Source organism: Lawsonibacter sp., assembly GCF_022777125.1.
In the GTDB taxonomy this organism is placed as follows: domain Bacteria; phylum Bacillota; class Clostridia; order Oscillospirales; family Oscillospiraceae; genus Lawsonibacter_A; species Lawsonibacter_A hominis.
This window is the reverse complement of sequence record NZ_JALFGV010000120.1, coordinates 1-25,967: the sequence shown is the minus strand read 5'-3', so window position 1 is coordinate 25,967 and position 25,967 is coordinate 1. Positions and strand designations below refer to the sequence as shown.

The 25,967-nt window shown below is 61.1% G+C and carries 24 protein-coding genes; 8 read left to right on the top strand and 16 right to left on the bottom strand.

All coding sequences use genetic code 11. The features are described 5' to 3' along the window. The 5 genes from MR825_RS10120 to MR825_RS10100 all read left to right on the top strand — a co-directional run. Positions 1 to 188 (top strand): RidA family protein (locus MR825_RS10120; RefSeq protein ID WP_287880571.1); only part of this gene is annotated, 188 nt, incomplete at its 5' end. 74 nt (positions 189 to 262) lie between these two features. Beyond that, the gene (locus MR825_RS10115) at positions 263 to 1,525 is read left to right on the top strand and encodes an NAD(P)/FAD-dependent oxidoreductase (RefSeq protein ID WP_287880569.1); all 1,263 of its coding nucleotides are present in this window, start codon (positions 263 to 265) and stop codon (positions 1,523 to 1,525) included. Positions 1,526 to 1,530: 5 nt separating this feature from the next. Beyond that, positions 1,531 to 3,663, top strand: a complete 2,133-nt coding sequence (locus MR825_RS10110; protein ID WP_186908479.1) for a molybdopterin-containing oxidoreductase family protein — start codon at positions 1,531 to 1,533, stop codon at positions 3,661 to 3,663. Then, the gene (locus MR825_RS10105; RefSeq protein WP_256176297.1) at positions 3,660 to 4,190 is read left to right on the top strand and encodes a 4Fe-4S dicluster domain-containing protein; all 531 of its coding nucleotides are present in this window, start codon (positions 3,660 to 3,662) and stop codon (positions 4,188 to 4,190) included. The genes MR825_RS10110 and MR825_RS10105 overlap by 4 nt, the downstream gene beginning before the upstream one ends. Beyond that, complete coding sequence (locus MR825_RS10100; RefSeq protein ID WP_186908481.1) at positions 4,187 to 4,954, top strand: DUF108 domain-containing protein; 768 nt, start codon at positions 4,187 to 4,189, stop codon at positions 4,952 to 4,954. The genes MR825_RS10105 and MR825_RS10100 overlap by 4 nt, the downstream gene beginning before the upstream one ends. Before the next feature lie 68 nt (positions 4,955 to 5,022). Here the strand turns inward: MR825_RS10100 and MR825_RS10095 are convergent, their stop codons facing one another. From MR825_RS10095 to csaB, 6 genes are all read right to left on the bottom strand, one after another. After that, the gene (locus MR825_RS10095) at positions 5,023 to 5,850 is read right to left on the bottom strand and encodes a TrmH family RNA methyltransferase (RefSeq protein WP_287880566.1); all 828 of its coding nucleotides are present in this window, start codon (positions 5,848 to 5,850) and stop codon (positions 5,023 to 5,025) included. A gap of 83 nt (positions 5,851 to 5,933) precedes the next feature. Next, positions 5,934 to 6,596 (bottom strand): HAD family hydrolase, encoded by a 663-nt coding sequence (locus MR825_RS10090; protein ID WP_186908511.1) that lies wholly within the window; start codon positions 6,594 to 6,596, stop codon positions 5,934 to 5,936. A gap of 333 nt (positions 6,597 to 6,929) precedes the next feature. Further along, positions 6,930 to 7,955, bottom strand: a complete 1,026-nt coding sequence (locus MR825_RS10085; RefSeq protein ID WP_287880563.1) for an inorganic phosphate transporter — start codon at positions 7,953 to 7,955, stop codon at positions 6,930 to 6,932. A gap of 57 nt (positions 7,956 to 8,012) precedes the next feature. Then, positions 8,013 to 8,621, bottom strand: a complete 609-nt coding sequence (locus MR825_RS10080) for a pentapeptide repeat-containing protein (RefSeq protein WP_287880561.1) — start codon at positions 8,619 to 8,621, stop codon at positions 8,013 to 8,015. Positions 8,622 to 8,643: 22 nt separating this feature from the next. After that, a complete protein-coding gene (locus MR825_RS10075) occupies positions 8,644 to 9,717 on the bottom strand; it encodes a glycosyltransferase family protein (RefSeq protein WP_243204822.1) in 1,074 nt (357 codons plus the stop codon). A gap of 7 nt (positions 9,718 to 9,724) precedes the next feature. Continuing rightward, entirely contained in the window at positions 9,725 to 11,947 is a 2,223-nt protein-coding gene (csaB, locus tag MR825_RS10070; protein WP_287880559.1) for a polysaccharide pyruvyl transferase CsaB, read from the bottom strand. Positions 11,948 to 12,062: 115 nt separating this feature from the next. Between csaB and MR825_RS10065 the strand changes: the two genes are divergently transcribed. Both MR825_RS10065 and MR825_RS10060 read left to right on the top strand, forming a co-directional pair. Next, a complete protein-coding gene (locus MR825_RS10065) occupies positions 12,063 to 12,563 on the top strand; it encodes a DUF4330 domain-containing protein (protein ID WP_186908486.1) in 501 nt (166 codons plus the stop codon). Between the two features lie 70 nt (positions 12,564 to 12,633). After that, entirely contained in the window at positions 12,634 to 13,194 is a 561-nt protein-coding gene (locus tag MR825_RS10060; protein ID WP_186908487.1) for a phosphatase PAP2 family protein, read from the top strand. A 42-nt stretch (positions 13,195 to 13,236) separates the two neighbouring features. Here MR825_RS10060 and MR825_RS10055 read toward each other — a convergent pair whose 3' ends face one another. The 7 genes from MR825_RS10055 to MR825_RS10025 all read right to left on the bottom strand — a co-directional run bounded on the left by MR825_RS10055 (position 13,237) and on the right by MR825_RS10025 (position 17,975). Beyond that, the gene (locus MR825_RS10055) at positions 13,237 to 13,989 is read right to left on the bottom strand and encodes an EFR1 family ferrodoxin (RefSeq protein WP_353845879.1); all 753 of its coding nucleotides are present in this window, start codon (positions 13,987 to 13,989) and stop codon (positions 13,237 to 13,239) included. After that, positions 13,989 to 14,813 (bottom strand): alpha/beta hydrolase, encoded by an 825-nt coding sequence (locus MR825_RS10050; RefSeq protein WP_287880555.1) that lies wholly within the window; start codon positions 14,811 to 14,813, stop codon positions 13,989 to 13,991. Before MR825_RS10050 ends, MR825_RS10055 begins: the two co-directional genes overlap by 1 nt. Before the next feature lie 9 nt (positions 14,814 to 14,822). Next, complete coding sequence (locus MR825_RS10045; protein WP_186908488.1) at positions 14,823 to 15,569, bottom strand: GNAT family N-acetyltransferase; 747 nt, start codon at positions 15,567 to 15,569, stop codon at positions 14,823 to 14,825. Between the two features lie 271 nt (positions 15,570 to 15,840). Beyond that, the gene (locus tag MR825_RS10040; RefSeq protein WP_256176305.1) at positions 15,841 to 16,467 is read right to left on the bottom strand and encodes a CatA-like O-acetyltransferase, family 2; all 627 of its coding nucleotides are present in this window, start codon (positions 16,465 to 16,467) and stop codon (positions 15,841 to 15,843) included. A gap of 144 nt (positions 16,468 to 16,611) precedes the next feature. Continuing rightward, entirely contained in the window at positions 16,612 to 16,872 is a 261-nt protein-coding gene (locus MR825_RS10035) for an MmcQ/YjbR family DNA-binding protein (protein WP_243204827.1), read from the bottom strand. A 135-nt stretch (positions 16,873 to 17,007) separates the two neighbouring features. Then, complete coding sequence (locus MR825_RS10030; RefSeq protein WP_186908490.1) at positions 17,008 to 17,541, bottom strand: CDP-alcohol phosphatidyltransferase family protein; 534 nt, start codon at positions 17,539 to 17,541, stop codon at positions 17,008 to 17,010. Then, on the bottom strand, positions 17,538 to 17,975 hold the full coding sequence (locus tag MR825_RS10025) for a SufBD protein (RefSeq protein ID WP_256176308.1): 438 nt from the start codon (positions 17,973 to 17,975) through the stop codon (positions 17,538 to 17,540). Before MR825_RS10025 ends, MR825_RS10030 begins: the two co-directional genes overlap by 4 nt. A gap of 479 nt (positions 17,976 to 18,454) precedes the next feature. Here MR825_RS10025 and MR825_RS10020 point away from each other — a divergent pair, with 479 nt between their 5' ends. Then, on the top strand, positions 18,455 to 19,078 hold the full coding sequence (locus MR825_RS10020) for a GNAT family N-acetyltransferase (RefSeq protein WP_287880550.1): 624 nt from the start codon (positions 18,455 to 18,457) through the stop codon (positions 19,076 to 19,078). Between the two features lie 47 nt (positions 19,079 to 19,125). Here the strand turns inward: MR825_RS10020 and MR825_RS10015 are convergent, their stop codons facing one another. The 3 genes from MR825_RS10015 to MR825_RS10005 form a co-directional block, all read right to left on the bottom strand. Next, positions 19,126 to 20,001, bottom strand: coding sequence for an effector binding domain-containing protein (locus MR825_RS10015; RefSeq protein WP_287880548.1), 876 nt, complete (start codon positions 19,999 to 20,001; stop codon positions 19,126 to 19,128). A 76-nt stretch (positions 20,002 to 20,077) separates the two neighbouring features. Next, complete coding sequence (locus MR825_RS10010) at positions 20,078 to 20,965, bottom strand: AraC family transcriptional regulator (protein ID WP_287880547.1); 888 nt, start codon at positions 20,963 to 20,965, stop codon at positions 20,078 to 20,080. Positions 20,966 to 21,872: 907 nt separating this feature from the next. Then, positions 21,873 to 25,946: a leucine-rich repeat protein gene (locus MR825_RS10005; RefSeq protein WP_287880545.1), complete on the bottom strand. Its 4,074-nt coding sequence runs from the start codon at positions 25,944 to 25,946 to the stop codon at positions 21,873 to 21,875. Positions 25,947 to 25,967: the final 21 nt, after the last annotated feature.

Here is a 25,967-nt window from a genome sequence, read left to right as displayed (position 1 = left end):
TCATGCTCAAGGACATCAAGGATTACCCGGTCATGCGCGCCACGGAGCTGAAGTTCTATCAGGAATACGCCCCCGAACTGGCGGAGCATCCCGCCGCCAGCACCATCCTGCAGGCGGGCTGCCTGGCCCGTCCGGAATTCCTGGTAGAGATCGAGTGTATGGCGGTGCTCAATAAAAAGAAGGACTAAACGCGCCATAGTTGAGCAGGTTTTGCATGCCGGGATGGAACCGGCATGCAAAACCTGCTTTTACAGGAGGAACTATGAAAAACTATGCCATCGTAGGGTTTGGCTGTGCGGGCTTTCATGCGGCCAGAGCCATTCGGCAGCTGGATCCGTCGGGCCGTATCGCTGTGTTCAGCGATACTGGGCAGCCGCCCTTCAACCCCATGCTGACGACTTACTACGCCTCAGAGAAACTGGAACTGGATGGGGTATTTCCCTTTGGCGGAATGGAAGAAATCCAACGGAAGCTGTCCCTGGAGCTCTATTCTGACATGCGGGTACGTCGTGTTGATACGGCCCATAGGAGCATTGAGCTGGAAGGAGGTCAGATGCGTGGCTTCGACGCCATCCTTATCGCCACCGGTGCCAGCGCGCTGGTGCCGGGGCCGCTGCGGCGGGGGAGCGGAGATTTCTTCCTGATGCGTACGCTGAACGATGCGCAGAGACTGCGCCGGCGCCTGGAGCAGGGTGGAGTGAAGCGTGCGGTGGTCGTGGGCGGCTCGATGGTGGGCATCAAGGTAGCGGAGCTGCTCTACCGCCGCGGCGTGGAGGTGACCCTGGCCGACGGCGCACCCTATCTGTTTCCGCTGGCTGCGTATGAGAGTACTGCCCATGCCATCCAGCAGAGGCTGGAAGAGCGGGGCCTGGACTTAATTTTCCGGGCCCAAGTATCCGCTGTTACGCCGAAAGGGGTGACGCTGGCGGATGGACGGACGCTGGAGGCCGACTTGGTGTGCCTATGCATCGGGACCCGGGCCAATGTGGAGCTGGTAGCAAATACTCAGGTACTGGAGGGAGAAAACGTGCAGATCGAGCGGGGGATCGTAGTCGATGAGGGCATGCGCACCAATGTCCCCGGCATCTACGCGGCCGGCGACTGCTGCGAGGGCGTGAATCTCCAGACCGGAAAGACTGCCGTCATCGGCCTGTGGGCCAACGCGGGAGCTCAGGGAGATTGTGCGGGACGGAACATGGCCGGGCAGTTCTGCCGGTACTATGGGAATATCCTGCACAATATTACGCACTTCTTCGATATGGATTTTATTGGACTGGGCGATCCCAATCTGCCTGGCGAACGCTGCAGTTTCCGGGAAAAGGGGTTTACTGTGGAGGCCATACTGGAGGACGGAAAGCTCAACAGTATAAATCTCTTCGGCAATTACCGCATCAGCGGTATTTTGAAAAACCATCTGACAAAGCGTCTGCTGGGAGGAGAGGCGCGGCTGACTCCGGCCCAGCAGGGACTGCTGGCGGCCGGCGGACTGAGCCGGGCGTTCATCCGGCGCATAGGAGGCGAATGACAGCTATGAGTGAATTGGAGCAACTGGTCCATGCCAAAATCCCGGGCCCGGAGACGGGCATCGAAGTCCGTCATACCATGTGTGATATCTGTACTCCGGGTCCCCAATGTGGTGTAGACGCCTATATAAAGGACGGCGTAGTGATCAAGGTGGAGGGAACTGCCGGCTTTCCTACCAATAATGGAGCCCTGTGTACCAAAGGCGCGGCCAACCGTCAGTACATCTACCGGAAGGACCGTATCCGCACGCCTATGCGCCGGACTGGACCCCGTGGATCGGGCAAGTTCGAATCCATTTCCTGGGACGAGGCGGTCGCCGCCGTCGCTATGGGGCTCAATGGGGTCAAGGCCCGCCACGGAGCGGAGGCCGTGGCCTTCATGACGGGTTACCCCAAGTGGTATCGCCCCTTCCTGCACCGACTGGCCTACTCGTTCGGCAGTCCCAATTATCTCACGGAGTCCAGCACCTGCCATCGTTCGGAGGTCATGAGCTGGCAGCTGACCTACGGCAGCGAGATGCGCCCTGATGTGCTTGGAATGCCGGAGGTGTTGGTGGGATGGGCCTGTAATCCGTTGGTCAGCGCCTACCCCATGGGGCGAAACTACTACCAGTACAAGGAAAAAGGGGGCAGGGTGGTCATCATTGATCCGCGCCGTACGCCCACGGCCGTCCAGTGTGCCGATCTGTATATCCGCCCCCGTGTCGGGACCGACGGTTATCTGGCCAATACGGTGGCCAGGCTTATCATCGAAAACGGCTGGGCGGATATGGACTTTATCCAGAAGCATGTCCACGGCTTCGCCGCCTATCGGGACATGGTCATGGGCTATACGGTGGAGGAGGCGGTGCGTATTACCGGCGTGCCGGAAGGGGAAATCCGGGAACTGGCCCAGCTCATCGGCACGGCAAAGACCGCTATCATCCAGCCCAGCAACGGCCTGAGTCACCACGCAAACGGCCTGCCCAGCCACAGAGCGGTGATCTGTCTGAATGCTCTGACCGGAAATGTGAATAAGCCGGGAACCATAGTTCCGACCTTCGAGACCTTTGCGGATATGGCGGCGGGTTTCCGTACCCGGGAGGATGAGTTCGTAGAAGAACGGTTCCCGCGGAATGCCCGGCCGAAGATCGGCTCAGCACGGTTCCCCTTGTGGTCTGAGATGCTGCCCGAGGCCCAGGGCATGGATTTGGTGCGGCAATGGGAGAAGGGCGAGCCCTATCCCATCCGTGCCATCTATGCCCATGGCGTCAACAACCGTATGTACCTGGAGTCCTCCAGACTGCTGGAAATGGCGGCAGATCTGGACTTTGTGGCAGCAACCGATTTGTTTTGGACCGATTTTTGCCGGTACGCCGATATTGTCATGCCTGCCTGTACCTCCTTTGAGCGCAGTGAGGTCAAATGTTATGGCGGAGGCTTTGTCAACTACACCAGTCCAGCTATTGCACCGCTCTATGAGAGCCTGGATGACGTGGAGATCATGTCTCGGGTGGCCAGCGCCCTGGCGCTGGATGATCCTCTGCTTTGCAGTGGTTATGATACGTGCGTCAAGCATATGTTCCGGGATGTAGACGTGGACCTAGATGCGGTGAAGGCCGGTGGAGTACCCCTGAAGATCCCCTGTCCAAAGACGCCAGACTACTTTTCTGCGCCGCTGGATACGCCCAGCGGAAAAATCGAACTGTACAGTGAGCGGATCGCCAAATATGAACACTCACATGGACTCAACCCTCTGCCCGTATTTGTGGATGGCTACGACAGTCCGGAAAACGGAGAACTTCCCATGACACTGATTACGGGCGGGCGTATCCCCAATGCGGTCCACTCCCGTCTGCACGACGTGCCTTGGCTGCGCAGCCTGCGGCCCGACCCGGCGGCCGACCTGAATCCGGAGGATGCTAAGCGGATGGAGATCGGCCAGGGAGATGAGATCTATTTGACCACCCGGGTGGGCCGTATCAAGGTCAAGGCCAATGTCAGTGCCATTTCTGCGCCCGGAGAAGTCAATATGTATCACGGCTATTCGGAGGCCAACGTCAATCAAATCATACCCAGAGATCACCTGGATCCCTATTCCGGCTTCCCGGGCTTCAAGCAGGTCCGCTGCCGTGTGGAGAAGGCGGAGGTACGGAAATGAGCTATATTTTCCTGCTGGATACCAGAAAATGTATCGGCTGCGGCGCATGTGCCGTGGCGTGCATGGACCAGAACGATGTGCAGCCGCAGGAAGGAGACGAGCCCTTTCGCCAGTGCTTTGTCATAGAGCAGGGAAGTGGAAAGGATGCCCCCGTGCGCTACCTGTCCATGGCCTGCATGCACTGCGCACAGGCACCCTGCGTACAGGGCTGTCCCGCCGGGTGCCTGAAGAAGGATACGGATACCGGCTTTACGGTCTATGATCAGACAAACTGCATTGGCTGCCACAGTTGCGCCATGGCCTGTCCCTTTGCCGCGCCCTGCTTTGACCGGGCGGGCAAGATGGTCAAGTGCGACGGCTGTATCGAGCGGGTGCGCCGCGGTATGCAGCCAGCATGTGTACGGGTATGCCCCTATGGAGCCCTGCAGTTGGTAGAGAAGGAGACCTTCGGCGCCGGGCAGAGGAGAAAATCTGCACGCCTGCTGGCTTACACGGCGCTGGACGGAGAGAGGACCGACTCCGAATGAAAAAGGTAGCAGTACTAGGTTGCGGCCGCCTGGGCACTTTGATTGCCGGGGCCCTGGCCCAGGGAAGGGTGGAAGGCGTGGCCCTGTGGGGGGTGTTCGGCCGCACGCAGAGGAGGACCCACGCCCTGGCCGAGAAGTTGTCCTGCCCGGCCGCGGACAGCATCGCATCCCTGCTGGCCTTCGGACCGGATTATGTGATCGAGGCCGCTGCAGGTCAGGTCGTGCGGCAGTATGCCGTGGCCGTTTTGGCCGGGGGAGCCGATCTGATCGCTTTGTCGACGGGTGTATTCAGCGATCCGGTGTTCTATGAACAAGTGGAACAGGCCGCCGTGCAGTATGACCGGAGAGTCCACCTGGTCCCTGGCGTGGTGGGAGGCTTTGATATTATGGCGGCGGCCCGGCTGATGGGGCCGGTGGAGGTCTCCTTCACCAAACGCAAGCACCCCCGCGCATCCGGAGAGGGAGACCCCGCCCTGCGGACGATGGCCGACTTTTGCTCCGGCAACGCGGGGGAACTCTATCGACGGTATCCGGATCATATGAACGTGGCGGTTTCGGTAGCGCTGGCCACCAACGGGGTGGAGGACACGCCCGCATCAGTGGAGCCGGTACGGCCCGGCGAGAATGTCAGCTTCACCACACAACTCTCCGGGAGCTTTGGAAACGCAGAGATTCGAACTGAACTTGGAACCATAGGGCCCGATTTAGCCGCATGGAGCGCCTTAGCGGTCCTGGAACGGTTGACACGCCGTATTGTCCTTTAAGCAAAAAGTACTAAGCGGAGCGAACAAAGGGCTCCGTCGTGCATGATTCTCCGCATTCCTCTGCACGCTCAACGGGGCCTGAGCTGCCAGAAAGCGACCGCGCTGGCCGCAGCCACGTTCAGCGAATCCACGTCGTGAGACATGGGGATCCGCACGGTGTAATCACAACAGGCGAGCGTGCGGGGCGACAGACCGTCGCCTTCCGTGCCGAACAGGACCGCCAACTTCTCCTCTGCCATCAGCCGCGGATCGTCGATGGGGACGGAGGATTCGCTCAAAGCCATGGCGGCGGTCTTAAAACCCAGCTCCTGCAGGCGCGCGATCCCAGGCTGCGGCCACTGGGAGGCGTCGCTTCCAATCCTGGTCCACGGGATCTGAAAAATGCTGCCCATGCTGACCCGTACTGCACGGCGGTACAGCGGGTCGCTGCACGACGGGGTGACCAGCACGGCGTCCATATTCAGTGCGGCGGCGGAGCGGAAGATGGCGCCGATGTTGGTCGAATCCACGATCCCTTCCAGGACCGCAACCCGGCGTGCGCCGGAGCATACCTCCTCCACACTGGGCAGGGGGGGACGGTGCATCGCGCACAGCACGCCGCGGGTCAATGGGTACCCGGTCAATTGGGCCAGCAGCTCCCGGGCAGCGGTATAGACGGGGATGGCTCCGCAGCGGGCAATGACGCCCTGGCCCTGTCCATCGATGTACCTGCGCTCCATCAAAAGGGCGACGGGCTCATATCCGGCGTCCAGGGCCCGCTCAATCACCTTGGGGCTTTCCGCGATAAAGATCCCCTTTTCCGGCTCCAGTCGGTTGCGCAGCTGGGCTTCCGTCAGGCGGGCAAAGAGATCCAGTTCCGGCAGTGTAACGTCGGTTACCTCAACGATCTTAGGCATTGACAGCTCCTTCCGCAGAGTACGGTCCTTCCGTGCGCCGGCCAGCGCGCCGCAGCCGCAAGGCCTCCGGCCGGGCCGGAGGCTTATTCCTTGCCGCCGGAGAGAAGCGCCCAGAGGGCGGCGGGGTTGTCCGCAATGGTCTGGGCGCCGTGTGCGGTGAGAAAAGCGGCGTCCCGAAATCCCCAGCTGACCGAGATACAGGGCAGACCGGCGTTCTGCGCGGTCTGGATATCCACATCGGAATCCCCCACGTAGACCGCCCGCTCCCGGGCGGCGCCCAGCTCCTCCAACGCGCGGAAGACCGTATCGGGGGCGGGCTTTCGGGCCACGTTGGGGGATTCCCCGATGGCGACCGGGATACGCTCCCCCAGATACGTCAGGCACAGTCCCTTGACCGCGCCGTCAAACTTATTGGAGACCACCGCCGTCTGGATGCCCTGTGCCCGCAGCCGGTCCAGCAGCTCCAGAATACCGGGGTAGGGAGCGGTCCTGTGCTCCATATTCAACAGGTAGTGGGCCCGAAAATCAGCCAGACAGCGCGCCTCCAGCTCCGGCGGGGTACCGCGGGGCACGGCCAGATGGAGCAGACGGGCCACGCCGTTGCCCACAAACTGACGGACCTCCTCCAGCGTGCGCGCGGGCAGGCCGTGCAGGGCCAGGGCGTAGTTGGTGCTGTCGGCCAGATCCCCAAGCGTGTCGAGCAGGGTGCCGTCCAGGTCAAAGATAACGGTGTCATAGGGTCTCATTGCCATTCAGAGCCTCCAGTTGTGGGATCGGGCGCCGCGGCGGCGCCGCCGGAAAAACCGCATTGCATCTGCTTCAGCAGGCGTTATTCGAATGTCGGCTGAAGCAACCGTCAAGCGGTTTATTGGTGCGGCCGCCGCCGCATCATTTCATCAAAGGGGCTATTTGTAGCCCCTTTGATGAAATTGAGACATTGTTACAATGCGTATTTCCGCTGGAGTGCCGTATTGCTCCAGCGGGAGGGGCAAGGTTTTCTGGCTCATTTGCCAGAAAACCTTGCGCCTGAACAAAGCCAATTGGCTTTCTTCGGTACGCATTATTATAACACCGTTTTCTTAAGGATGGAAGAGCCGGGCCAGCAGAAACCCGAGCGCCCCGCAGCCGGGAAAGGTGAGCAGCCAGGTCAGGGCGATCCCGCCCGCGACGCCGCGGTTCACCGGGCCGCCGGAGGCCGCGCCCACGCCCAGGATAGCGGCAGTTTTGGCGTGGGTGGTGCTTACCGGCAGTCCTGCCAGCGTACAAAACAGGAGACACGCCGCGCCGCCCAGGTCGGCCGCGAAACCCTCCCCGGGGGAGAGAGACACCATATCCCGGCCCACAGTGTTGATGATGCGCCTGCCGCCGATACCGGTGCCCAAGGCCATCACGCCCGCGCAGAGCAGCATCAGCCAGCCCGGAATGGAGAATACCCCCTCGGCGCGGCCTCCGTCCGTCAGCGCGCAGCCCAGCAGGAACACGCCCAGGAATTTTTGCCCATCCTGCGCCCCGTGGAGAAAGGCCATGGCCGCCGCTCCGGCGACCTGCCCCCGGCGCAGCAGGCCGGCGCCGGGCCGCAGCCGGACCAACAGACGCTGACAAAACCCGCCGGCCCAATACCCCAGAGTTACGGACAAGCCCAGCCCCAGCAGGACCCGGCCCCACGCCGCCCCCTGTACGTTGGCCCACCCGCCGGGCATCGCCAGGGCGGCCCCGGTGACTCCGGCCACCAGCGCATGGCTCTCGCTGGTGGGGATGCCGAAGCGCCAGGCCAGCGCGGCCCACGCCACAATGGCGCACAGGGCCGCGCACAGAGCGGACAGAGCGGTCCTGCCATCCCCGCCGAAGTCTGCAATGGTGTATAATGTCTCGGCCACCGTGGCGTTGTATGCGGTCATACCGGCCACGCCCAACAGATTGCACACGGCCGCCAGCACCGCCGCCCGCCGGAAGGGAAGCACTCCGGTCGCCACCGCGGTGGCGATGGCGTTGGGCGCGTCCGTCCAGCCGTTGACCAGCACCACCGCCAGCACCAGCAGGGCGGTCAGCGCCAGAATCGGATCCCCTGCCGCCCGGGCCAGAAAGTCCCCAAAGGAAGAAACCAAACGAACACCCCCCGTCCAGTGTACGGGGGGTGCGGGTGAGATATGAACGGACGGGGGTCAGCGGATCAGAATGCCCAGGATGCGGGCGGCTACCGCGGCCTGAGCGGCATCCAGAGTGGCCCCCTTGAGTTCGGCGCAGGTCTCCGAGAGCGTGATGTGATCAATGGTACATTCGGACAGGTCCACGCCCTTGAGGCAGGTGCGGAAGAAATCGGCTCCGGTGAAGTCCACCCGCTCCAGCTTCAGGCAGCGCAGCCGCAGTTCGGTCAGCACGCTCTCGCTCCAGTTGGAGTCCGCAAGCTCCACGTTCTCCCAAGCGCCGCCGGAGAAGTTGGCGTAGCGAAAGCGGGAGCCTGAAATACGGGTCGAGCGGAGACGGCTGCGGCGGAAGTCGCAGCCCTCGCCCTTGCAGCCGGTGAGCGCGCAGTCCCGCCAGTAACTCTGGGCAAAGCGGCAGCCGGAGAAATCACACTCTTCCAGCCGGACGCCGTAAAAGCCGGTCCGGGTGAAATCGCACTGTGTAAAGCGGCAGGCTTCAAAGGAAAGCGCCTTCAGGTCCAGCTCGGAGCAGTCCAGCCCCCGCAGCGTCTCGCCCCGAAAGCGTCCGCCCGCCAGAAGTCCGTCCTCCCGGGCGCGCTCCAGCGCCGCGGAACATGAGGGGGCCATGCCGGTCATCTCCTTTGCAGCGTCAATACAGCCCGATGGTCGCCAGAATGCGCTGCACATCCTCGGCCCGGCGGCTCCAGGCGGCCTGGGCCCCATGCTCCCGGCGGCGCAGGCGGGCCCAGTCCCCGGTCTCGGCCAGAGCCCGTCGGCAGAGCCTGGCGTATTCCTCCGGAGAATGCGCGCCGTAGACCACGTCGGGAAAGGGTTCCACCTGTTCGCTCCGGTAGAGGGCCACCACGGGTTTTCCAGTGGAAAGGTACTCATACAGCCGGGAGGGCACCACGTCGTTCTCCGGGTCGCCCCGCCGGGGAAGGTCCAGGCACACGTCAAACCGGGAGAGGTAATCGGGTACCTCTACCGGTGGCACCGGGGACAAAAAGCGCACGTTGGGCAGCCGCTCCAGCGCCCGCGCCGCGGGATTCTCCTCCCGGCGGCCCAGAAAAACAAAGGAGCACCGGGGCAGAAGCTCGGCGGCGCGGAGAACGGGGGTCAGATCCAGGTCATGCCAGAGCGTCCCCGCATACCCCAGCACGGGGCCCTCCAGGCGGCGCAGGGAGGCAGGGCATTGGCAGCCCTCCCGCACGAACATGGGGTGGTTGACGCCGTTGGGCAGCAGGGCAATGTTGTCGTTGCAGGGCGAGAGGTGATCGGCAAGCCCCTGGGAAGCCGCAAAGATCACGTCGGCGGCCAGAGCCAGATCGCTCTCCCAGCGCAGGGGAAGGCCGGGCCAATCCCGGTCGCAGTCATACACCAGGGCCCGGAAGTTCAGGTGCTCCAGCAGGTGTACCGCCTGGGGAGCGGTGCACCAGAGCACGGGTTCCCGGAAGCGGTGGCGGTCCAGCTGCTGCTGAATAAAGCGGGCCTGCCGGCGCCAGACGCCCCGGAACAGGAGCTGATAGCGTTCCTCGACCGCGGGTACCGGGGGGAGGGTATAAACCGTCAGGCCGGGGCGCAGTTTGCGCCCCGGCTTCCGCCAGCGCCTGCCCGGCGGCTCAAAATAGAGCACCTGGGCGCCCTTCAGCCGGGTCATCAGCTGCTGGGTGCGGGTGGGTACGGCCTGCCACGGAGCGCTGGCCAGGCATACATATTGGTTCATGGCCGGGTCACCTCGCCTCCAGAAGCCGCCGGGCGGTCTCCTGGTTGCGGCGCTCCACCTGGCGCAGCCGGTCCACGCCGCCGGAGAGGAATTCCGTATCCCCGATGCGCGCGCAGGCGGCGTCGATGTGGGCGCACAGGGCTTCCAGCGTCACCTGGTCCAGATCGGTATACAGATCCTGGCCGATATAGGACAAAAAGGAGCTGATCTTCTGGTCGTACACCACGCCTACCAGGGGCACCCCCTGTCCGGCGGAAAAGACCAGCGCGTGCAGGCGCATGGATACCACGGCCTGCATCCGGGCAAACAGGCCGATGGTGTGGTCGGAGCGGCCGGTATCCTCCAGAATGTGATAGGGCGCCTTCATGTCCCGGGCGGCCAGCCGGGCGGCGCTCACATCCAGCCGCCGTTCGATGGGCAGAAACACGGGGATCAGACCGTAGGCTTCCCAGGCGTAGTCCGCCGCCGCGCCGAAGAGCGCGGCCTTCTCTTCAAAGCCGGGCCAGGGCCGCAGGGCAAAGCCGATGTAACGCCCCTGGGGATCCAGGCCCTGCCGTTCCAGCAGGCCGTCCACCACCTGGGGCGGGGCCGCGGGGAGGATAACGGTGGGGTCGGCGGAGAGGAGGACCTCCGGCCGGGTGACGCCCATATCCTCCAGCTCCGCCTTGGAGTGGGTGTCCCGCAGGGTGATGGCGTCCACATGCCGCTGGAGCACCCGGGCCGCCCGCCGGCGGTTGGCGGGGGCGTGGATGGGGCCGATGCCGCAGCCGTACATCATCACACGGTTGCCCAGCAGTTTGGCCGCAGAGATGGTAAACAAATAAAACCACAGGGAGCGGTGGCTGGTCACGTCCTGCATCAGAGAGCCGCCGCCGTTGATGTAGAGCCGGGTCCTGTGCATCCGCCACAGAAAACGGGGGAAGGCGAAGGTGTAGATCGAGTTGACCCGATAGGTCCGGCGGGTCTCCTCCGGATTGCGGGAGAGGACCCATACCGGAAGATCCGGGTCGATCTGCCGCAGCTCGGTGACGATGGCCTCCAGAATGGCGTCGTCTCCGGCGTTGCCGCGGCCATAGGCGCCGCACACCAAGGCCCCGTCCCGCCGGTAGGCGCGTTCCTTTCGGCGCAGGATGGTCTCATAGATCGTGAGCTGCCGCTCCAGGGTGCTCTCCAGGGAGTAGTCCTGTCTGGCCCGCTGGTAGAGCCGCTCACCCAGGTGTTTCCGCAGGACGGGGTCCCCGGCCAAAGCGGCCAGATGGCGGGAGAGCCCCTCCGCATCCCCGGCCTCGAACAAAAGGCCGTGGATCCCGTGCTCGATCAGATAGGGTACGCCGCCCACCCGGCTGGCCACCGTGGGCAGGGCGGCGCGGGCCCCCTCTGTGAGGGAGTAGGGAAAGGTCTCCGACAGGGAGGTGAGGGTATTCACATCGATGGCGTGATAAAAGCTGTCGGTATCGGTGATCCACCCGGCGAAGCACACCTGCCGCTCCACGCCCAGCTCCCGGGCCAGGTTTTTGAGCATCTCCATCTCATCGCCGTCTCCGGCGATGAGCAGCCGCAGATTGGGACACGAAGAAGCGGCTAGGGCGAAGCCGCGGACCAGGGTGGCCACGTCCTTTACCGGGTTGAGCCGGGCGGCGATACCGACAACCACGGAGTCTTCGTCCGCTTGCAGGCCCACCGAGCGGAAATACTCCGCGCGGGAGAGCGCGGGCGTGCGGGGGGTGAAGTCGATGCCGTTATAGATGGTGAAGAGCCGGTCCGGATCAAACCCGCGGGAAATGAGCAGATCGGTCATGGCGTCGGACACGCCGATGCGGTAGTCCAGCCGGCGCAGGGCAAACGCGTTGATGCTGCCATAGGTCAGACGGGAGAAGGGGCGGCCCAGATAATCCAGCCGCCAGTCCGAGTGGACGGTGGTGACCACCGGCAGTCCCGTAGCGCGCCGCAGCAGGGCGCCCATCATGTTGCCCCGTGCCCCGTGGCAGTGGATGAGCTCATAGCCGCCCGTGCGGATCAGGCGTTTGAGGGCGGAATAAGTGCGCAGCAGATTGCGGCCGGGGAAGACTACGGTAGGGATGCCGAGCGCCCGTGCCTCCTGCGCGAAAGGGCCCTCCATAAAGCAGACCATGGTCACGTCGATGCACCGGGACAGGTTCTGAAGCAGGGAATGGACGTGGGTCTTGGCGCCGCCGCTGTCGCCGCCGGAAATCAGGTGGATGACCTTCATCAAGAGGACCTCCAAAAAAGACTTGTGAATCAATGGCCGGATATGGTACAATACCGGAGTACCCCTGTATTGTACCAAGTATTATGTCAATTTACAACCTCGGAGGATGCAAAAGATGATGGATGAAAAGGGCCGTCTGTTCGGCAAGATCAATATCGTGGACCTGCTGGTGATCCTGGTGATCATCGTGGCGGCGGTGGTGCTGGGCGTGAAGTTTTTGGGCGGGAACAACAGCGCCATCAATCCCAAGACGTATAAGGTTACGTATACCGTGCTGGTGGAGAATGTGGAGCCGGAAGTCTATGAGAATATCCAGGAGCATATCCCCTCCACGCTGATGGCCTCCGGCGAACTGCTCAACGGGCAGGTGACCGGCGTGACCGCCGTGGAGCATGAACAGCGCGCCCGGCTGAGCGATACCGGCAATGCGCTGGTGCTCCCCATCGGGGATGGCAAGCTGGATCTGACCTTCACCATCGAGTGCAATGTGGTCAACGTGATCACCACGGAGATCGGCACCCAGGAAGTGCGTATCGGCAAGACCCATATTGTCAAGACCGATAAGTTCGAGCTGGCCAACGGCACCATCCTGAGCTGCGTCTGGGAGGAAAACTGAACCTGCGGAAGAAAACGAGCGGGGCGGCGGTTTTACCGCCGCCCCAGTTTGGCTGTCTGGAGGAGATCGGATGCCCCAATGGTTTTGGACGGCGGACGGCGCCGTTTTGCTGTGGATCCAGGAGACGCTGCGCTGCGCCCTGCTGGACCCCATTCTGATCGGGTATACCCACATGGGAGACGTGGGGCTGTTATGGATCGCCCTGTCCCTGCTGCTGCTGGCGTTCCGGCCCACCCGAAAGGCGGGGATGCTCGGCCTGCTCGCTCTGCTGATCGGCATGCTCTGCACCAACGTGGTGCTGAAGCATCTGGTGGGCCGGGCGCGGCCCTGGCACACGGTGGCGGGGCTGGTCCCGCTGATCGCGGAGAACGATCCCAACTCCTTTCCTTCCGGCCATACCTGCGCAGCCTTTGCCGCCGCAGGCGCCTGGTGCCGCACGCTGCCCCGCCGGTGGATGAAGCGCGCCGCCGTGGCGCTGGCTGCGCTGATGGGCTTCTCCCGGCTGTATGTGGGGGTGCATTTCCCCAGCGACGTGCTGGCAGGCCTTTGCGTGGGGCTGCTGAGCAGCGCGCTGGCGTGGCTGCTGTGGCGCCGCTTTACCGCCTGGAGGGACTTGGAGCGGAAAAACTGACCATTCGGGGGGCGCGCCCCCATGCAACGGCATGGTCCGGTCTTATTTCTCGTACTCCGGGCACTGATACCGGGGCTTGCCCCGGCTGGCCGTTCCATACTCGATGGCCCTGGCCGGGCAGCCGCAGATGCAGGCCATGCAGTGGGTGCAGCGGCCGCCCCAGACGGGCGTCCCGTCCCGCAGCCGGAGGTTGCCCAGCGGGCAGGCGTTTTCACACTTGCCGCAGCGGATGCAGGCGTCGGAAACCGTGAAGGGCTTGGCCCTGACGATAAACCGGTAGAACGCGGCGTTGACAATGCCGGACTTCAGCTTGTCGGTCAAACCGGCCTTGACTGCGGGGAAGTCCCGCCCCGACCGGATGCAGCCGATACCGCGCTCCAGCGCGGGCTGGGCGGCGGCGATGATCTTGCGGGCCTCCGCCTCCTCCGGGGCGTCGAACAGGGCGATGTAGTTTTCCGGCATGACGACAGGGAGGGTTCCGCGATGGCGGAGCCCTTTTTTCCTGCAGAGTGCCTGGTTGTACCGCGCTGCATTGCCGATCTCGCTGCCGCAGGTCATGACGAAGTAAGCGTCCCGGCTGCCCGCAAAACTGCCGTTTTGGATCAGCCGGGCGAAAACCCGGGGCAGCTGCCAGCCGTAAGTCGGAGCCGCAAATACCCAGGGCTTCTCCGAAAACAGCTCCGCCGCGATGCCGTCCCGGATGAAGGGAACGGCGTCCAGCAGCGTATCCTCCAGTTGGTCCGCCAGCTGCTGGGCACAGTACCGGCTGTTGCCGGTGCCGGTAAAATAAACGATCAGATGGATCCCTCCTCAGATGACGATTCCCTCGCAGTGGCCACTCCCATGCTGGATGATCCGGGCCGTCCGCCCGGCGAAGGTCTGGAAGCGCACCTGGAATTTTTCATTGCCGTTGCAGACTTCTCGGGCCCTGTGTGCTTTTCCTCCCAAGCGTTCAATACCGCAAGCTGTTCGGGCGTGTGGAACCAGTGCTCGCCGCGCTCCATGACGGTCAGGCCGCAGCCGAACCGGCGGGCGAAGGCGTCCGCCGTATCCCGATCTGTCAGGGTGTCCCGCCCGGCATATAAGATCTCGGTAGCGGCGTTCCATTTCGTGATGGGGTGGGCCCGGACGTATTGCAGATACCGCCAGGAGAGCGTCTCGCCGAAATCAGTGGCGATCTCGCCCTCACGCTCCAGCCGCGTCTCGTCGACCAGGGCCAATCCCATCCGGTTCCGGATCAGCTGTTCCATGTCCAGCACCGGCGATACCAGCAGCGCCTGCTCCGGCGGCATGTCCGCCAGGGCCAGCAGGGAAAACCACGCGCCGATGCTGTTGGAGCGCAGGCTGATGTGGCCCCAGCGCCCGCGCAGGTACGCCATCACGCCCCGCAGTTCCGGGACGACCTGCCAGGGGACGAAGCCCGATTCCTCTTTCCGTGCGCCGTGTTCGGGCAGGTCAATGGCCAGCACCTGCGCGCCCTTGGGGCAGACGATCTCCCCGAAGGCCGCCCCCTCTTCCTTGCAGCCGCATTTGCCGTGGACGAACAGCCAGACCCGGTCGGACGGCTCGCCGTATAACACGGCGGAGATGCGGTCGAGCAGTAATACGTTCCGTTTCATGGCGCGGCCTCATGGAAGGATTCGCTTTAAACCGGCGACATCCAGTAAATTGACGGTTTGGAACTTTCCCTGATAAAACACCGCCCAGTTATTGAATACGCAGGGCAGCTCCTTTGCTTTTTGCAGCGTATCCACCTGAAGAAAGGATGCCGGGACCCCGTTCTCCTCACAATAGGTCTGGAGCCGCTCCACGCTTTGAACAACAAAGGGACACTGAAAATCATAGTAAACGGTCAGTTCCCTGGGCTCAATTTCCTGCCGCTTTGCGTTTGGGGCGAACTTCGGCATGGTCCCATCAAAGGAAAGCGCCAGCAGCGCATAGCCGTTTTCCGTGGTATCGGCCACCTCAAAGCCATATTTCTTCGCAAAAGTCTGGTCGGAGAGCCAGGCTTTTTGCTTGGCCGCTCCCAGCATGCAGACGCCGGATTTTCCCTGCGCCCTGGCATCCGCCAGGCAATACTCCATCAGCGCCGTTCCGTAGCCCTTTCCCTTTTGTTCGCCGTTCACCCACAGGCAGTACAGGTAGAGGTAATTGTCCCCGGTGACCGGGACCCAAGCCGTCTCCAGGGGTGCGTATTCCACGAACACCGCAGCCCTGGCGTTGAGCTTTCGAAAGACATGCCCCTCCCGCAGGCGCTCTGCAAGCCATTGCCGCTTGGCCTCCACACCCGGATGGGGCTTTTTGCTGCGGATGATACAGCACAAATGCTCACTTGCCAGGTTCTCCGGCGTCAAGTTGATAAAGTCCGCGCACATGTGATCGTTCTCCTCTCCACAGACGGGGGGTTCCCCGTTCTTCTGCTGTACAAAACACAATGCAGGAGGACCGTTTGCTTCCAAGGTCGGGTCAACCTGCTTCGGTTCGTTCCGGCCCGCGATGGCGGCAAAGCGGAAACGCACCAAGGCCATCCGTATCCCCAAACCGCTTCTTGCCGCGGCCCCTTTTTCCGGCCCCGCTACCGGGCTCCTCCCGATCCCCGTCCCCCGAACATCCGGAGTGATTTGCCAAGGGAAGAGGCGCATGGGGCTATAGGGTCAGCCGGTTCATTTCATCCTGCAGACGCGCCAGGAACTGTGCGGCAGGAGCGCCGTCCATCTGGGTATGGTGAAATTGAAAAGAGACGGGAAGCGTTGTGCTTAAAAATCGCTTGCGATATCTCCCCCAAAGCAGAAAAGGATTGTTGTAAAAACCTGTGTAGAGATTGACCATACCGTCTATTTCATAGCCGGCCAGTGCAGAAGTGCCGATCACCATCCAATCTTCCCCCAGACAATACGCTTCCCCGGTCGCGCAGACTGCTTGGGTCAGCCTGAGATAATCCAGGTTGAATTGCTCCAGGTGGTCGGAATAGGGAATGTCACAGGTGCTTAACTCGCCATCCCGCGTCGTAACGACGGTATTGACGGCGAGCTTGTCATACTGCATGAGCTTATCCCCGACCGGGAGAATATAAAATTCCTCCGTCTGCGCGGCCGCCTTGCCGATGCACCAGCACATGAGCATATGGAACTTACAGCCGCTTTTGCGGCTTACCCGGACAAGGCGCGTTACATCCAGAGTTTTGAACAGCGTCACCATCGGCATGGGCGCTTTCATCCATAGCTCGAACGCCGGAGCGCGTTTTGTCTGTTTCGGATCGATTTCTTTTGCCATTCCGTTTCCTCCGTCAATCAACACGGGCCAAGCCGTCCGGGACGGCGCCGCTTTTTTGCCATGCCCCGCATGCCGATAAAAAACGGCCTGCCGGCGTTTCCAATCTTGCGGGGATGGGCCTGTTTCCACTTTTTGAAACAGGCGTTAATCCTCGCAATCCCGTGACTTGCGCCGCCTCTTTGCCTGAACCAGCGTATAGCTCATGTCGATCAGGTTTTTGATCTCCTCGTTCGAAACCGTGCCGTTCAGCAGGATACTGACCCAGCTGCTCTTGTTCATGTGATACGCGGGCAGAAATCCCGCCTGCAGCCACAGAGAACCAACAAGCAGTGGGGCACATTTCACATTCAGTACCTCCGCGTTCCCCGTGCCGGCCAAACCCAGTTTGTCCCTGGGTACGTCCATCATCACGCCATACCATTTACCGCGGGGCTTCGCAGCACTGCATAGCGGGGATAACGGGCCCACGGATCGTCCGGAAGCGTCACTGCCGCTGCACCCATTCCAAGACCGCCTGTCGATCCATGAAGGAACCACTCCTTATCTTTTTTCCCACAGACCGCGCCGGTCCGGCGCCCACTGTTCCGCCCTGCACTCGATCACCAACTCCTCCAGCGACGAGAGGCTGGCCGCGATGAGGACGATGACCAACGTCCAGCGGGACCCGGTCAGCACCAGCGCAAAGGGGTACAGAGCCAGCAGAACGCCGGTACACTTGTTTCCCCAGGTGTGCAGAAAGCCAAAGCGCCCGAAGCGCAGCCGGGCGGCCAGCGCCGCGGCAAGACGGACCGCCGCGGCGACGCAGATCCACAATGTCAGCCAGGGATCCGGGGCGGCCAGGGGCCAAAGCCGCCATACCAGTACCGCCGTTACCGCCAGATCCGCCGCCGAATCCAGCCGCGCGCCGAACGCGGAGCAGGCATTCAGGCGCCTGGCGGCCAGGCCGTCCAGCACATCGGTCAGGCAGCAGAGCAGGTACAGCGCCAGAAACCGCGTTGAGACCTCGGCGGCCAGCAGCCCCAGGGCCAGCGGGAACCGTGCTGCGGTGAGCAGGCTGGGCAGACGGTTTCTCATGGAAGCTGCCCCAGCACGGCTGTGATATCCTTTAAAATCAGCGGCTGCATGCTGTCGCGGTAGCGGCTCAGGTCGGCGTGCTCAAGCGTCCGGCGGATGCGGGGGATCAGACGGGGCTGGGCCGCGGCGATTTCCGGCAGCGCCTGAATGCACTGCCGGGCGGTAATGGGCTTCTCGTCGGTGACGTGGCGGAAAAATTCGTCCATCAGAGCCTCAAAAGCCTCCGCGCTTGCCCACCGGGCATTGGCGGCGAGAAGGGAAATGGCGCGGTTGCGCACCAGAGAATTTTTGTGGCGGAGGAGCGCTGCGAAATCCGCCAGGTAGGGCGCCCAGCGGCTGCTTTCCCGGCTTTCCGCCGCGATCTGGTCTGCCCAGGCGCGGGCGTCTTTCACGTCCCTGCTGGTCAGACGGGCGATACAGTTGGATGGTTCCATACTGGCTCCCTCCTATTTCGCACGTGCGAAGTCATGTGCCTCCCGCAGCCAGCCCGTCTGCGCCCCGGGCGGCTGCGCCGCTTCCAATACGATGACGGGGCGGGCCCGGCGGTTGGGATAGGGCGCCGCAGCAGCAGCCGCCCGGGGCGAATCCGTCCGGCAGGAGAGACCGAAGAACAGCAGTTCGCCGGTTGCCGCCGGAATCGCTCCTTTGCTGCCAGTATACTACGCAAATCCTTGCAGGGAAAGACTTGTGTACCGGGCTGTGCGCAAATCCGAGACAAATCTTGCGTTTTGGCAGCGACAGGGTTATAATCACCTCGTGGTCCGGACCCGCGGTCCGGCCAACATCAACGGTTAGGAGATTGCTGTTTGAAACACAACGCCTTGGAGATTGTGGGCTGACCGGGAGGTTTGCCGGACACGATCTCACGAACCTCCCATCATTGCCATGCTACAATTTTGAGGAGGTAACCCCTATGAACCAAGATTACACCATCCGTTTGGAAACGAAAAACGACTACCGCGAAGCGGAACAGCTGACGCGCGAGGCCTTTTGGAACGTGTACCGCCCCGGATGTCTGGAGCATTATGTCCTGCACGTCCTCCGGGACGATCCCGCCTTTGTCCCGGAGCTGGATTTCGTGATGGAGCGGGACGGCAGGCTGATCGGCCATGTGATGTATCTGCGCTCCGAGATCCATGGGGACGACGGACGGGTCATCCCCATCATGACCTTCAGCCCCATCAGCATCGCGCCGGACTGCAAGGGGCAGGGCTACGGGACCCGTCTGCTCCGCTGCTCCATGGAGGCGGCCCGGAAGCTGGGAGCAGGCGCCCTCGCCATTACCGGCAACATCGGCTTTTACGGAAAATCCGGCTTTGTGGTGGCCTCGACCTGCGGCATCCACTATTTTGCGCAGCCGCGGGAGGCGGAGGTGCCCTACTTCCTGATCCGGGAGCTGGAGCCCGGCTTCCTGGACGGCGTCACCGGCGTATACCGTGACCCGGAGGGCTACTTTGTGGACGAGGCGGCCGCGGAGGCGTTCGACGCCCTGTTCCCGCCCAGGGAAAAGCGGAAGCTGCCGGGGCAATTGGTGTAGCGAACAAGGGAGCGGCCCATTCGGGCCGCTCCCTTGCCGTATGGCGCTCACGGTTTCTCTTTTACGGCGATCCAGATCTCGCAGGTATAGTCCGGGTTTTGGACGTCCGCCGAGGGATAGACCTCCAGCTCCACGCCGCTGCCGTACTCGTAATTGCTCTGGGGGAAGAACTCGGTGCAGATTTGCTGATAGGTCTTTTGGAACGCATCGGGCATCTTGCCCTTGCAGGTGAAAACCGCGTAGGTGTGCGCCGGGATCTCGATGACCTCCAGCCCCTCGTCCTTCACCTCGGCCCCGTTGTAGGGCGCGCCGATCCCGTAGGGGAATGCGGAATCGTCCATCTCGCCCGAGAAGCAGATGCCCATCAGGCCGCCGATCGGATGGAAATCGGCATACTTGCAGATGGCCTCTATGGTCCCGTTCCGGCCGCATTCGTTCCAGAATGCCGAAATGTCGGCGGTGGCCATGTCGCCCTGGGGCTTGAAGACCTGTTTTTTTCTGCAGATTACCGGAAACGCGTCCTTCGCCACAATTCTGTAATCCATCGTGTTGCCTCCTGTTAAAATCAATTTGACGGACAACCTGGAAAAGGATTTGACCGTTCCGCCCCGTCGCGCGTCGGTGGGGCTGATGCCGTGGAACCGGGCGAAGGCTCTGGAAAAACTCTCCGGGGTGTCGTAGCCGTACTTCATGGCGATGTCGATGACCTTTTCGTCCGTCTGCTGCAGCGCGCAGGCGGCCAACGTCAGACGCCGCATACGGATGTAGTCCCCCAGTGTAAAGCCGCAGAGCATCCCAAACATTCTCTGGAAATGAAAGGCTGAGGAGCAGGCCTGCTTTGCCGCCTGCTCATAGTCGATCGCTTCCGTCAAGTGGGCTTCGGTGTAGTCCAGCGCCCGCTGAATCCCGGTGATCCAGTCCATGGCAGATCCCTCCTCCGTCTGAATGGATTATCGCAGATTTCGGCAGCAAAAGCCTGACATTCTGTGCTTTGTGTTGTCAGGCCTCGGAACGTTTCACCGCCCGCAGTTCGATGTACCCTCTGCCGCCCCGGGGCTCCAGCTGGATACGGGGATTTTCGTCGTCCCAGCGGTAACCGATGAGGCCCGGGTCGTAGCGGTCCATGGCCTCCTGCACCGCCTGGATCGCCTCGCAGAAGTCCTCCTCCGCAAAGGGCTCTCCCTGGAACATCAGATAGGACGCGGCGGGCAGCCGGATGACGTCGAAGCCTTCGGGGACGGGGCCGTCGTAATCCTGCGCCACTTCCACGCCCTGCACGTAGGAGGAGGTGCCGGGCGTCTGGTAGGGCGGGCGCAGCCACAGGCACACCGGCTCGCCGCAGAGGGATTTTATGCTGGTGAGCACGCCCCACACGTCGCAGCCTACTTCTTCACAGTAGCCCATGTACTCCTCCGCCTTTACGCCCCGCTTGAGGATGACCTGACGCTCAGGCTTCTCCACCACTTGGATGAACACGTTTTTGATCCCGCTCATTTCACATCGCTCCTTATGCAAATATTCCCGGAATTTGACGCCGTAGGCGGTAAAAAGAGCGAGAGGGACCGGGCGCATGGCATATTCCTTGGGGTTGCAGCCGAACTCCCGCAGAAAGGCCCGCTGGTAGCCGTCCACGCTCTCGAAGCCGCAGTCATAGGCCGCGTCGATGATGCGGATGCGCTCGTCCCGCAGCCGCAGGGCGGACTTGGAAAGCCGCAGGCGGCGGATGTAATCGGCAGGGGAGCAGCCGGTGTGCTCCCGGAAGATGCGGCGGGCGTACCAGGGGGAGAACAGCGCCGCCCGGGACAGGCCGGCCAGGGTGATCTCCTCGGCCAGGTGGGCTTCAATGTAGTCCTGCATCCGCTGGACGGCCAGAATCGGTTCCTTCACGCGCTTCACCTGCTTTGACGTGCTGATCCGGATGCGCAGGCGGTCAGGCGAAAATCCTTGGCCCGACCGCGGGGGGCAGGGCTGCGGGGCCAAGGCCCTGCCTCCTCAGGGAAACGCATCCGTGTTTCACCTGAAATACGCATTGTGACAATGCCCGCATGCTCCCAAACGTCTCTGGCGCCCTGCGGCCAAAGCGTATTGCGCTTTGGTTCACAGGCATTATTATAACAAAGAGCAAAGGAATTTTCTCGACGTTTTTTGCTCCGTCAAAAGGCTCTGCTGGGTCCGGGCGTTTTTTCAAACGCGCCGAGACGGCGGAAACCGCATTGTTGTGGCGGAGGGGGCCGGCTTCCTCACGGCGGCGGCGGAACAGACCCATCGGTGCGCGGCCGTTGGGGCGTTCCAGCATATAGGCGCTGCCGTGCCGGCGGAGGTGCGGTTCTTTCAGGCCGGGAAAACAGCGCCGCTCCCAGCGGTGCAGAACAGGCGGAAACTTGCATGGTCCGTTGCATCGTTCCTCTCTGCGCAGACGTTGAAACGGAGATGACGCATGCCGCCGCTCCTTCTGCTGATGGGCCGGTTGGGCGATACCCCCGGTTGGTGATGCCTGCGGCTGCCCCGCCTTTTTTCTATTGTACCATAGGTTTAGGCGTCTGTGCGTACTTTTCCGGCAACTTTATGGCAGGATCTGTTTTGGTACTTCCTCTCCGACCCCTCCAACGCGTTGGAGGGGTCGGAGAGGCCGGGAGCCGAAGCCCCCGGCCCTTTCACTAGGTGGTCTTTTCAAATCGCTTGGCTTGCTTTGCCAGCCCCTCCCCTATAGGGGAGGGGCGGATGAGAGTCGGAAATTGTTTTTCTGCGGTCTGGTCCAATTGAGAATGATATCAGTGGCAACCGTGCACGATACTCAGGAATTAGGAATTTCAGAAACGATACCGTGGTTTGCAGAGGATACGCCATGAACGATAGTACCGTCTGTGCAAATGATATTGATCGTATCTGTGGTGCCTGCGGTAGCATTCAACACCCAGTTGCCAGTAACAGTAATATCCGTCCACTGCTCCATTGTCCCGCTGTAGTTGATGGTAGTCAGGTTTTTACAGTCGCGGAAAGCCATGCTGCCGATTTCGGTAATACCGGCGTGTAGGGTAATTTCAGTAATGCCGGTGTTTCTAAAGGCATTGTCGGAGATCACGGTAACGCCGGCGGGAACATTAATGGAGGTAATTCCTTCTGCCTCGTAGAAAGCGTTCGCAGCAATTTCCGTAACATTTTCAGGGATGACCACGGTGCCGGTCAGACCGGACTGCTGGAAAGCGCCCTCATCAATCTTCTGCAGATCAGCAGGCAGAGTGATGGAGTTCAGTGCCGTTGCCTTGCGGAATGTACGGTTGCCAATGCTGGTAATGCTGTCGGGCAGGGTGACGGAAGTGACCGTGGTGTTGCTGTCAAAAACGCGGTCTCCGATAGCGGTGACAGATTTACCATTAAATGTATCAGGGATAACCACAGCAGAAGCGTCACCGTTGTAGGAAATATAAGAAAGCGTATTTTCACCATCTTCAGCATACCAGACATCGTTCTCGGAATCATAGGTAGCGGCACCAGCAGTTAGAAGCGCTTTGACTTGATTGTCTGCTACGGCAACACCTGCAATTGTGCAGTTGGTGAAGTCAAGGTTTTTCGCTATTGAAGGATCTAGGACGAAACCGGCTTCAAAGTCACAACTATCAAAAGTGGTATCCTGATAAGGACGCAGGAAGGCGTAGCCGGCACCCTCACCGAAGGAGCAGTTGGTAAACTTCACTTCTGCAAACATATTGCTGTAGGAAGTCCAGCCATTGATGGTGGAGTTACTGACCAGCAGTTTATACTCGCTGACGGTGCTGCTGTCACCATGGATGGTATAAACAGGACCATCAATGGTCACATTGTCGATTACCAGGTCAGAGGACAGACCACCGGTCATAATGCCGCGGAAACCGCTGTCAATGGTCAGATTCTTGATTGTGCCGCCGGTAGTATAGACAGTGCAGTCCCATGTGTCGTCCAGACCTACAGCGGACAGCGTTTTGCCGTTGCCGTCCAAGATGCCGCCCCTAACGGCCAGCGCAGACTCGTTATTGCCATAGCCAGCCACAAGCTGGTCGGCAGGAACCGTGATATTATCGCTCAACACGACCGCTTTACCAGAAGCAGTGGCAGCCTGTATAGTGGTAATTTCATTGGACACGGTATTTGCCCAACTGCCGACAGCAGTCACAGTGCCGTTGTTGGCAGTCACGTGCACCTTGCCTATAAATGCGTTTTCGTTGCCATAGGGAGACTCGGTAGTCATGCTGTTGTAGTTCAGCGTGATGGTTGCGTCCTCTGCAACGGTAACGCCGACAGTTCTCTCACCAGCAGTATTTACGCCGAAGATGGCTCCAACGCCGCCCCAGGATTCAGCGTAGTCGGGGCTATCCTGATAGCTGACGGTGTTGGCGCCGGCAATCGTCACATTGGTAAGGGTGCCGGCTTCGGCGTTGCCGGCGATGATGCCCGCCTGTTCGCCGGCGGCGGTTACGTTTTCAAGCGTAAGGTTTTCCAGGGTGCCGGCGCCCAGATAACCGGCGAAGCCGCTTTTTGCCGTGGCGTCCATGCCGCAGGTCAGGTTGGAGACCTTGTGACCCTGGCCGTCAAAATTTGCCCAGTGCATAGCCATAGGTGTCCAGGTCTTACCGGACATGTCCACATTCTGAGCAAGCTTGAAATAGATGATATTGCCTTCACTGGGCGTCACGGAAGCGATAACATCTGCAATCGCCATCATGCCGTCGGCGTTGAATACAACATAGTTCTTGTTGTCAACCGTCTTGCAGGTCTGCTCTGCGCCCGCAAGGATCACCTTGTTTCCTTCCGCGGTGGGATGGATGGAATCCGTCTCATAGATATAGTTGCCCTGATCGCCGGCAGCACAGTCGGTAAAGGTGCTGTCCGTGATGGAAATGCTCGCCGCAGCCGCAACAGTTCCCAAGGCCACGCCGGGCTTTCCTGCATTATTAAAGGTACAATTGGTTACACGGATGGTGCCGTTGGCACCATTATCATCATGGATTTTCAAGCCACGGTTAGAGGGGAAGGAGCAGCGGTCAAAACTCACCGTACCGCCGTTGACCCATGCGGAATAATAGGCATCCTCAGCATTCTTAAAGGTGCAGCCCGTGAATGTGACCTCAGGAGCAGGGCCGGAAGCAACATTCTGAGTCACATGGAAGCCGTTTTCAAAGGTCACATTCTTAAAAGCGGCCTTGCCCTGCACTTTTCCGAACATCCAATACCAAGAGGTCGGGTTGTAAGTTACCGCATCGGTAACAGTCAGGTTCTTGATAGTCAAAGTTCCGTTGGTGACATAGAGAGGAGTGACGCCTTGGCCGATCAGATGGAGCTTGACATTATCGGTTTGGCCTTCGATAGTCAGATTGCCGTCAAACATAGCGGCACCGTCATGGGTGGAGCCGGTGGTATACTCGGCATCTTTCAGCAGAGTGATGGTATCGCCATCTTCTGCGTACTTGAGGGCCAGGTCAAGGGTCTGGTAGTAGACATTGCCGATCTTTGCCGCGGCCTCGGCGGGGAGGGTGGTAGTCCAGACAAAGAATTCCGTGCTATCACTGCTTCTGATATAGTTATACTGATAATAGCTGTCGGGGGCATCCACGACGTCCCAGTCCAGCAGCTCGCTCCAGATTTGGTTAGCCTCGCTCAGGGTGCCGCTGGTCAGGGTGAACTTTGCGCCGCTCTTGTCCACATTGACCGCGCCCCAAGAGTTGCCGCTGGTGTTCAGGTTGGTGGCGGTCACTGTGGAGGCGTTGACGACCAGACCAGCGTTCTTGCTGTTCTGAAGCGTCACATTGCTCAGGGTCACGCCCGTGGCCTGATAGACGTTCAAGCCGCAGGCCTGACTGCTGCTGTTCAGGGTCACATTGGACAGCGCCACATTGTTGGAACTGATATGAACCAGATTCTTGTAGCCGTTCTCGCCGCTCCAAGATGTATTGTTTGCGGAAATGGTCTTTCCGTTGCCGTTGATGGTCAGGGGTTTGTCGATGCTGAGCTGTGCGGTCAGCTGAATGTTATCCAGCAGAACGATGGCGTCGTTGGTACTGGCGGCATTTACAGCGGCTTGCAGCGTCTCGTAGCCGGTAGAGCCAATCGACGCGACATAGGTCTTGCCGGAATCGGCAGGCGCTACATAGGAATAGCCGCAGACGGTGCAGGTATACTTCGTGCCGCCCTCGACAGCAGTGCCCGCATCATAGGTACAGGCTTCGTCATCACAAATATAGTGGCCGCAATCGTTGAAACGGACACACTTGATATCGTGAGTTCCGTTGCCGTTGCTGATCGGCTTGTCTTCCTTGTGGCCCAGAGCCGGAATGGCCTCTGTGTAACTGTCGCCGCAGGAGCAGGTATACGTTTTCACGCCCTCTGTGGTACAGGTGGGCTGGGTGGTTACCGTCCCGATATAACTGTGCCTGTGGCTGGAGCCGCCGGAGGAACCGCCGCCGCTGTTGCCGGACCAATGGGCGTACAGAGTCAGGTCCGCGATAATCGCATCATCAAAATCAAACTTCGTGCCGCCGGTCGTTTTGGTGTACCAGCCGTCAAAGTCATAGCCGCTGCGGGTCGGATTCTTAGGCCTCTCAACAGTCTCGCCAGCATCGACCTTCACAGTCTCGTAAGTACCCTTGCTGCCATAGTTATACTTGAAGGTAACAGTGAACTCGCCTTCCGTCTCAATACCGCCCAGGACCTCTTCGCAGAAACGATACAGGATCACCGCGACCTGTGCGCGGGTGGCGCTGCCCTGTGGAGAAAGGGTGGCGCCGCTGGTACCGTTCACCAGGCCGGAATGATTGGCCCACTGCATGGCGATACGGGCATAGCTGCTGATGCTGGATGCGTCTGAGTAGCCGGACAGGTCGGCGGCTCCGCTCACATCATACTCCTTATACGCGGC

Coding starts and splice junctions, on each gene's coding strand:
- MR825_RS10045 (WP_186908488.1), bottom strand. CDS start 15,569: ATGTGCGCGGACTTTATCAACTTGACGCCGGAGAACCTGGCAAGTGAG.
- csaB (WP_287880559.1), bottom strand. CDS start 11,947: ATGAAGGTCATCCACCTGATTTCCGGCGGCGACAGCGGCGGCGCCAAG.
- MR825_RS10015 (WP_287880548.1), bottom strand. CDS start 20,001: ATGGACTGGATCACCGGGATTCAGCGGGCGCTGGACTACACCGAAGCC.
- MR825_RS10065 (WP_186908486.1), top strand. CDS start 12,063: ATGATGGATGAAAAGGGCCGTCTGTTCGGCAAGATCAATATCGTGGAC.
- MR825_RS10020 (WP_287880550.1), top strand. CDS start 18,455: ATGAACCAAGATTACACCATCCGTTTGGAAACGAAAAACGACTACCGC.
- MR825_RS10115 (WP_287880569.1), top strand. CDS start 263: ATGAAAAACTATGCCATCGTAGGGTTTGGCTGTGCGGGCTTTCATGCG.
- MR825_RS10035 (WP_243204827.1), bottom strand. CDS start 16,872: ATGGACGTACCCAGGGACAAACTGGGTTTGGCCGGCACGGGGAACGCG.
- MR825_RS10090 (WP_186908511.1), bottom strand. CDS start 6,596: ATGAGACCCTATGACACCGTTATCTTTGACCTGGACGGCACCCTGCTC.
- MR825_RS10080 (WP_287880561.1), bottom strand. CDS start 8,621: ATGGCCCCCTCATGTTCCGCGGCGCTGGAGCGCGCCCGGGAGGACGGA.
- MR825_RS10105 (WP_256176297.1), top strand. CDS start 3,660: ATGAGCTATATTTTCCTGCTGGATACCAGAAAATGTATCGGCTGCGGC.
- MR825_RS10040 (WP_256176305.1), bottom strand. CDS start 16,467: ATGGCAAAAGAAATCGATCCGAAACAGACAAAACGCGCTCCGGCGTTC.
- MR825_RS10030 (WP_186908490.1), bottom strand. CDS start 17,541: ATGAGAAACCGTCTGCCCAGCCTGCTCACCGCAGCACGGTTCCCGCTG.
- MR825_RS10060 (WP_186908487.1), top strand. CDS start 12,634: ATGCCCCAATGGTTTTGGACGGCGGACGGCGCCGTTTTGCTGTGGATC.
- MR825_RS10095 (WP_287880566.1), bottom strand. CDS start 5,850: ATGCCTAAGATCGTTGAGGTAACCGACGTTACACTGCCGGAACTGGAT.
- MR825_RS10110 (WP_186908479.1), top strand. CDS start 1,531: ATGAGTGAATTGGAGCAACTGGTCCATGCCAAAATCCCGGGCCCGGAG.
- MR825_RS10075 (WP_243204822.1), bottom strand. CDS start 9,717: ATGAACCAATATGTATGCCTGGCCAGCGCTCCGTGGCAGGCCGTACCC.
- MR825_RS10100 (WP_186908481.1), top strand. CDS start 4,187: ATGAAAAAGGTAGCAGTACTAGGTTGCGGCCGCCTGGGCACTTTGATT.
- MR825_RS10050 (WP_287880555.1), bottom strand. CDS start 14,813: ATGAAACGGAACGTATTACTGCTCGACCGCATCTCCGCCGTGTTATAC.
- MR825_RS10025 (WP_256176308.1), bottom strand. CDS start 17,975: ATGGAACCATCCAACTGTATCGCCCGTCTGACCAGCAGGGACGTGAAA.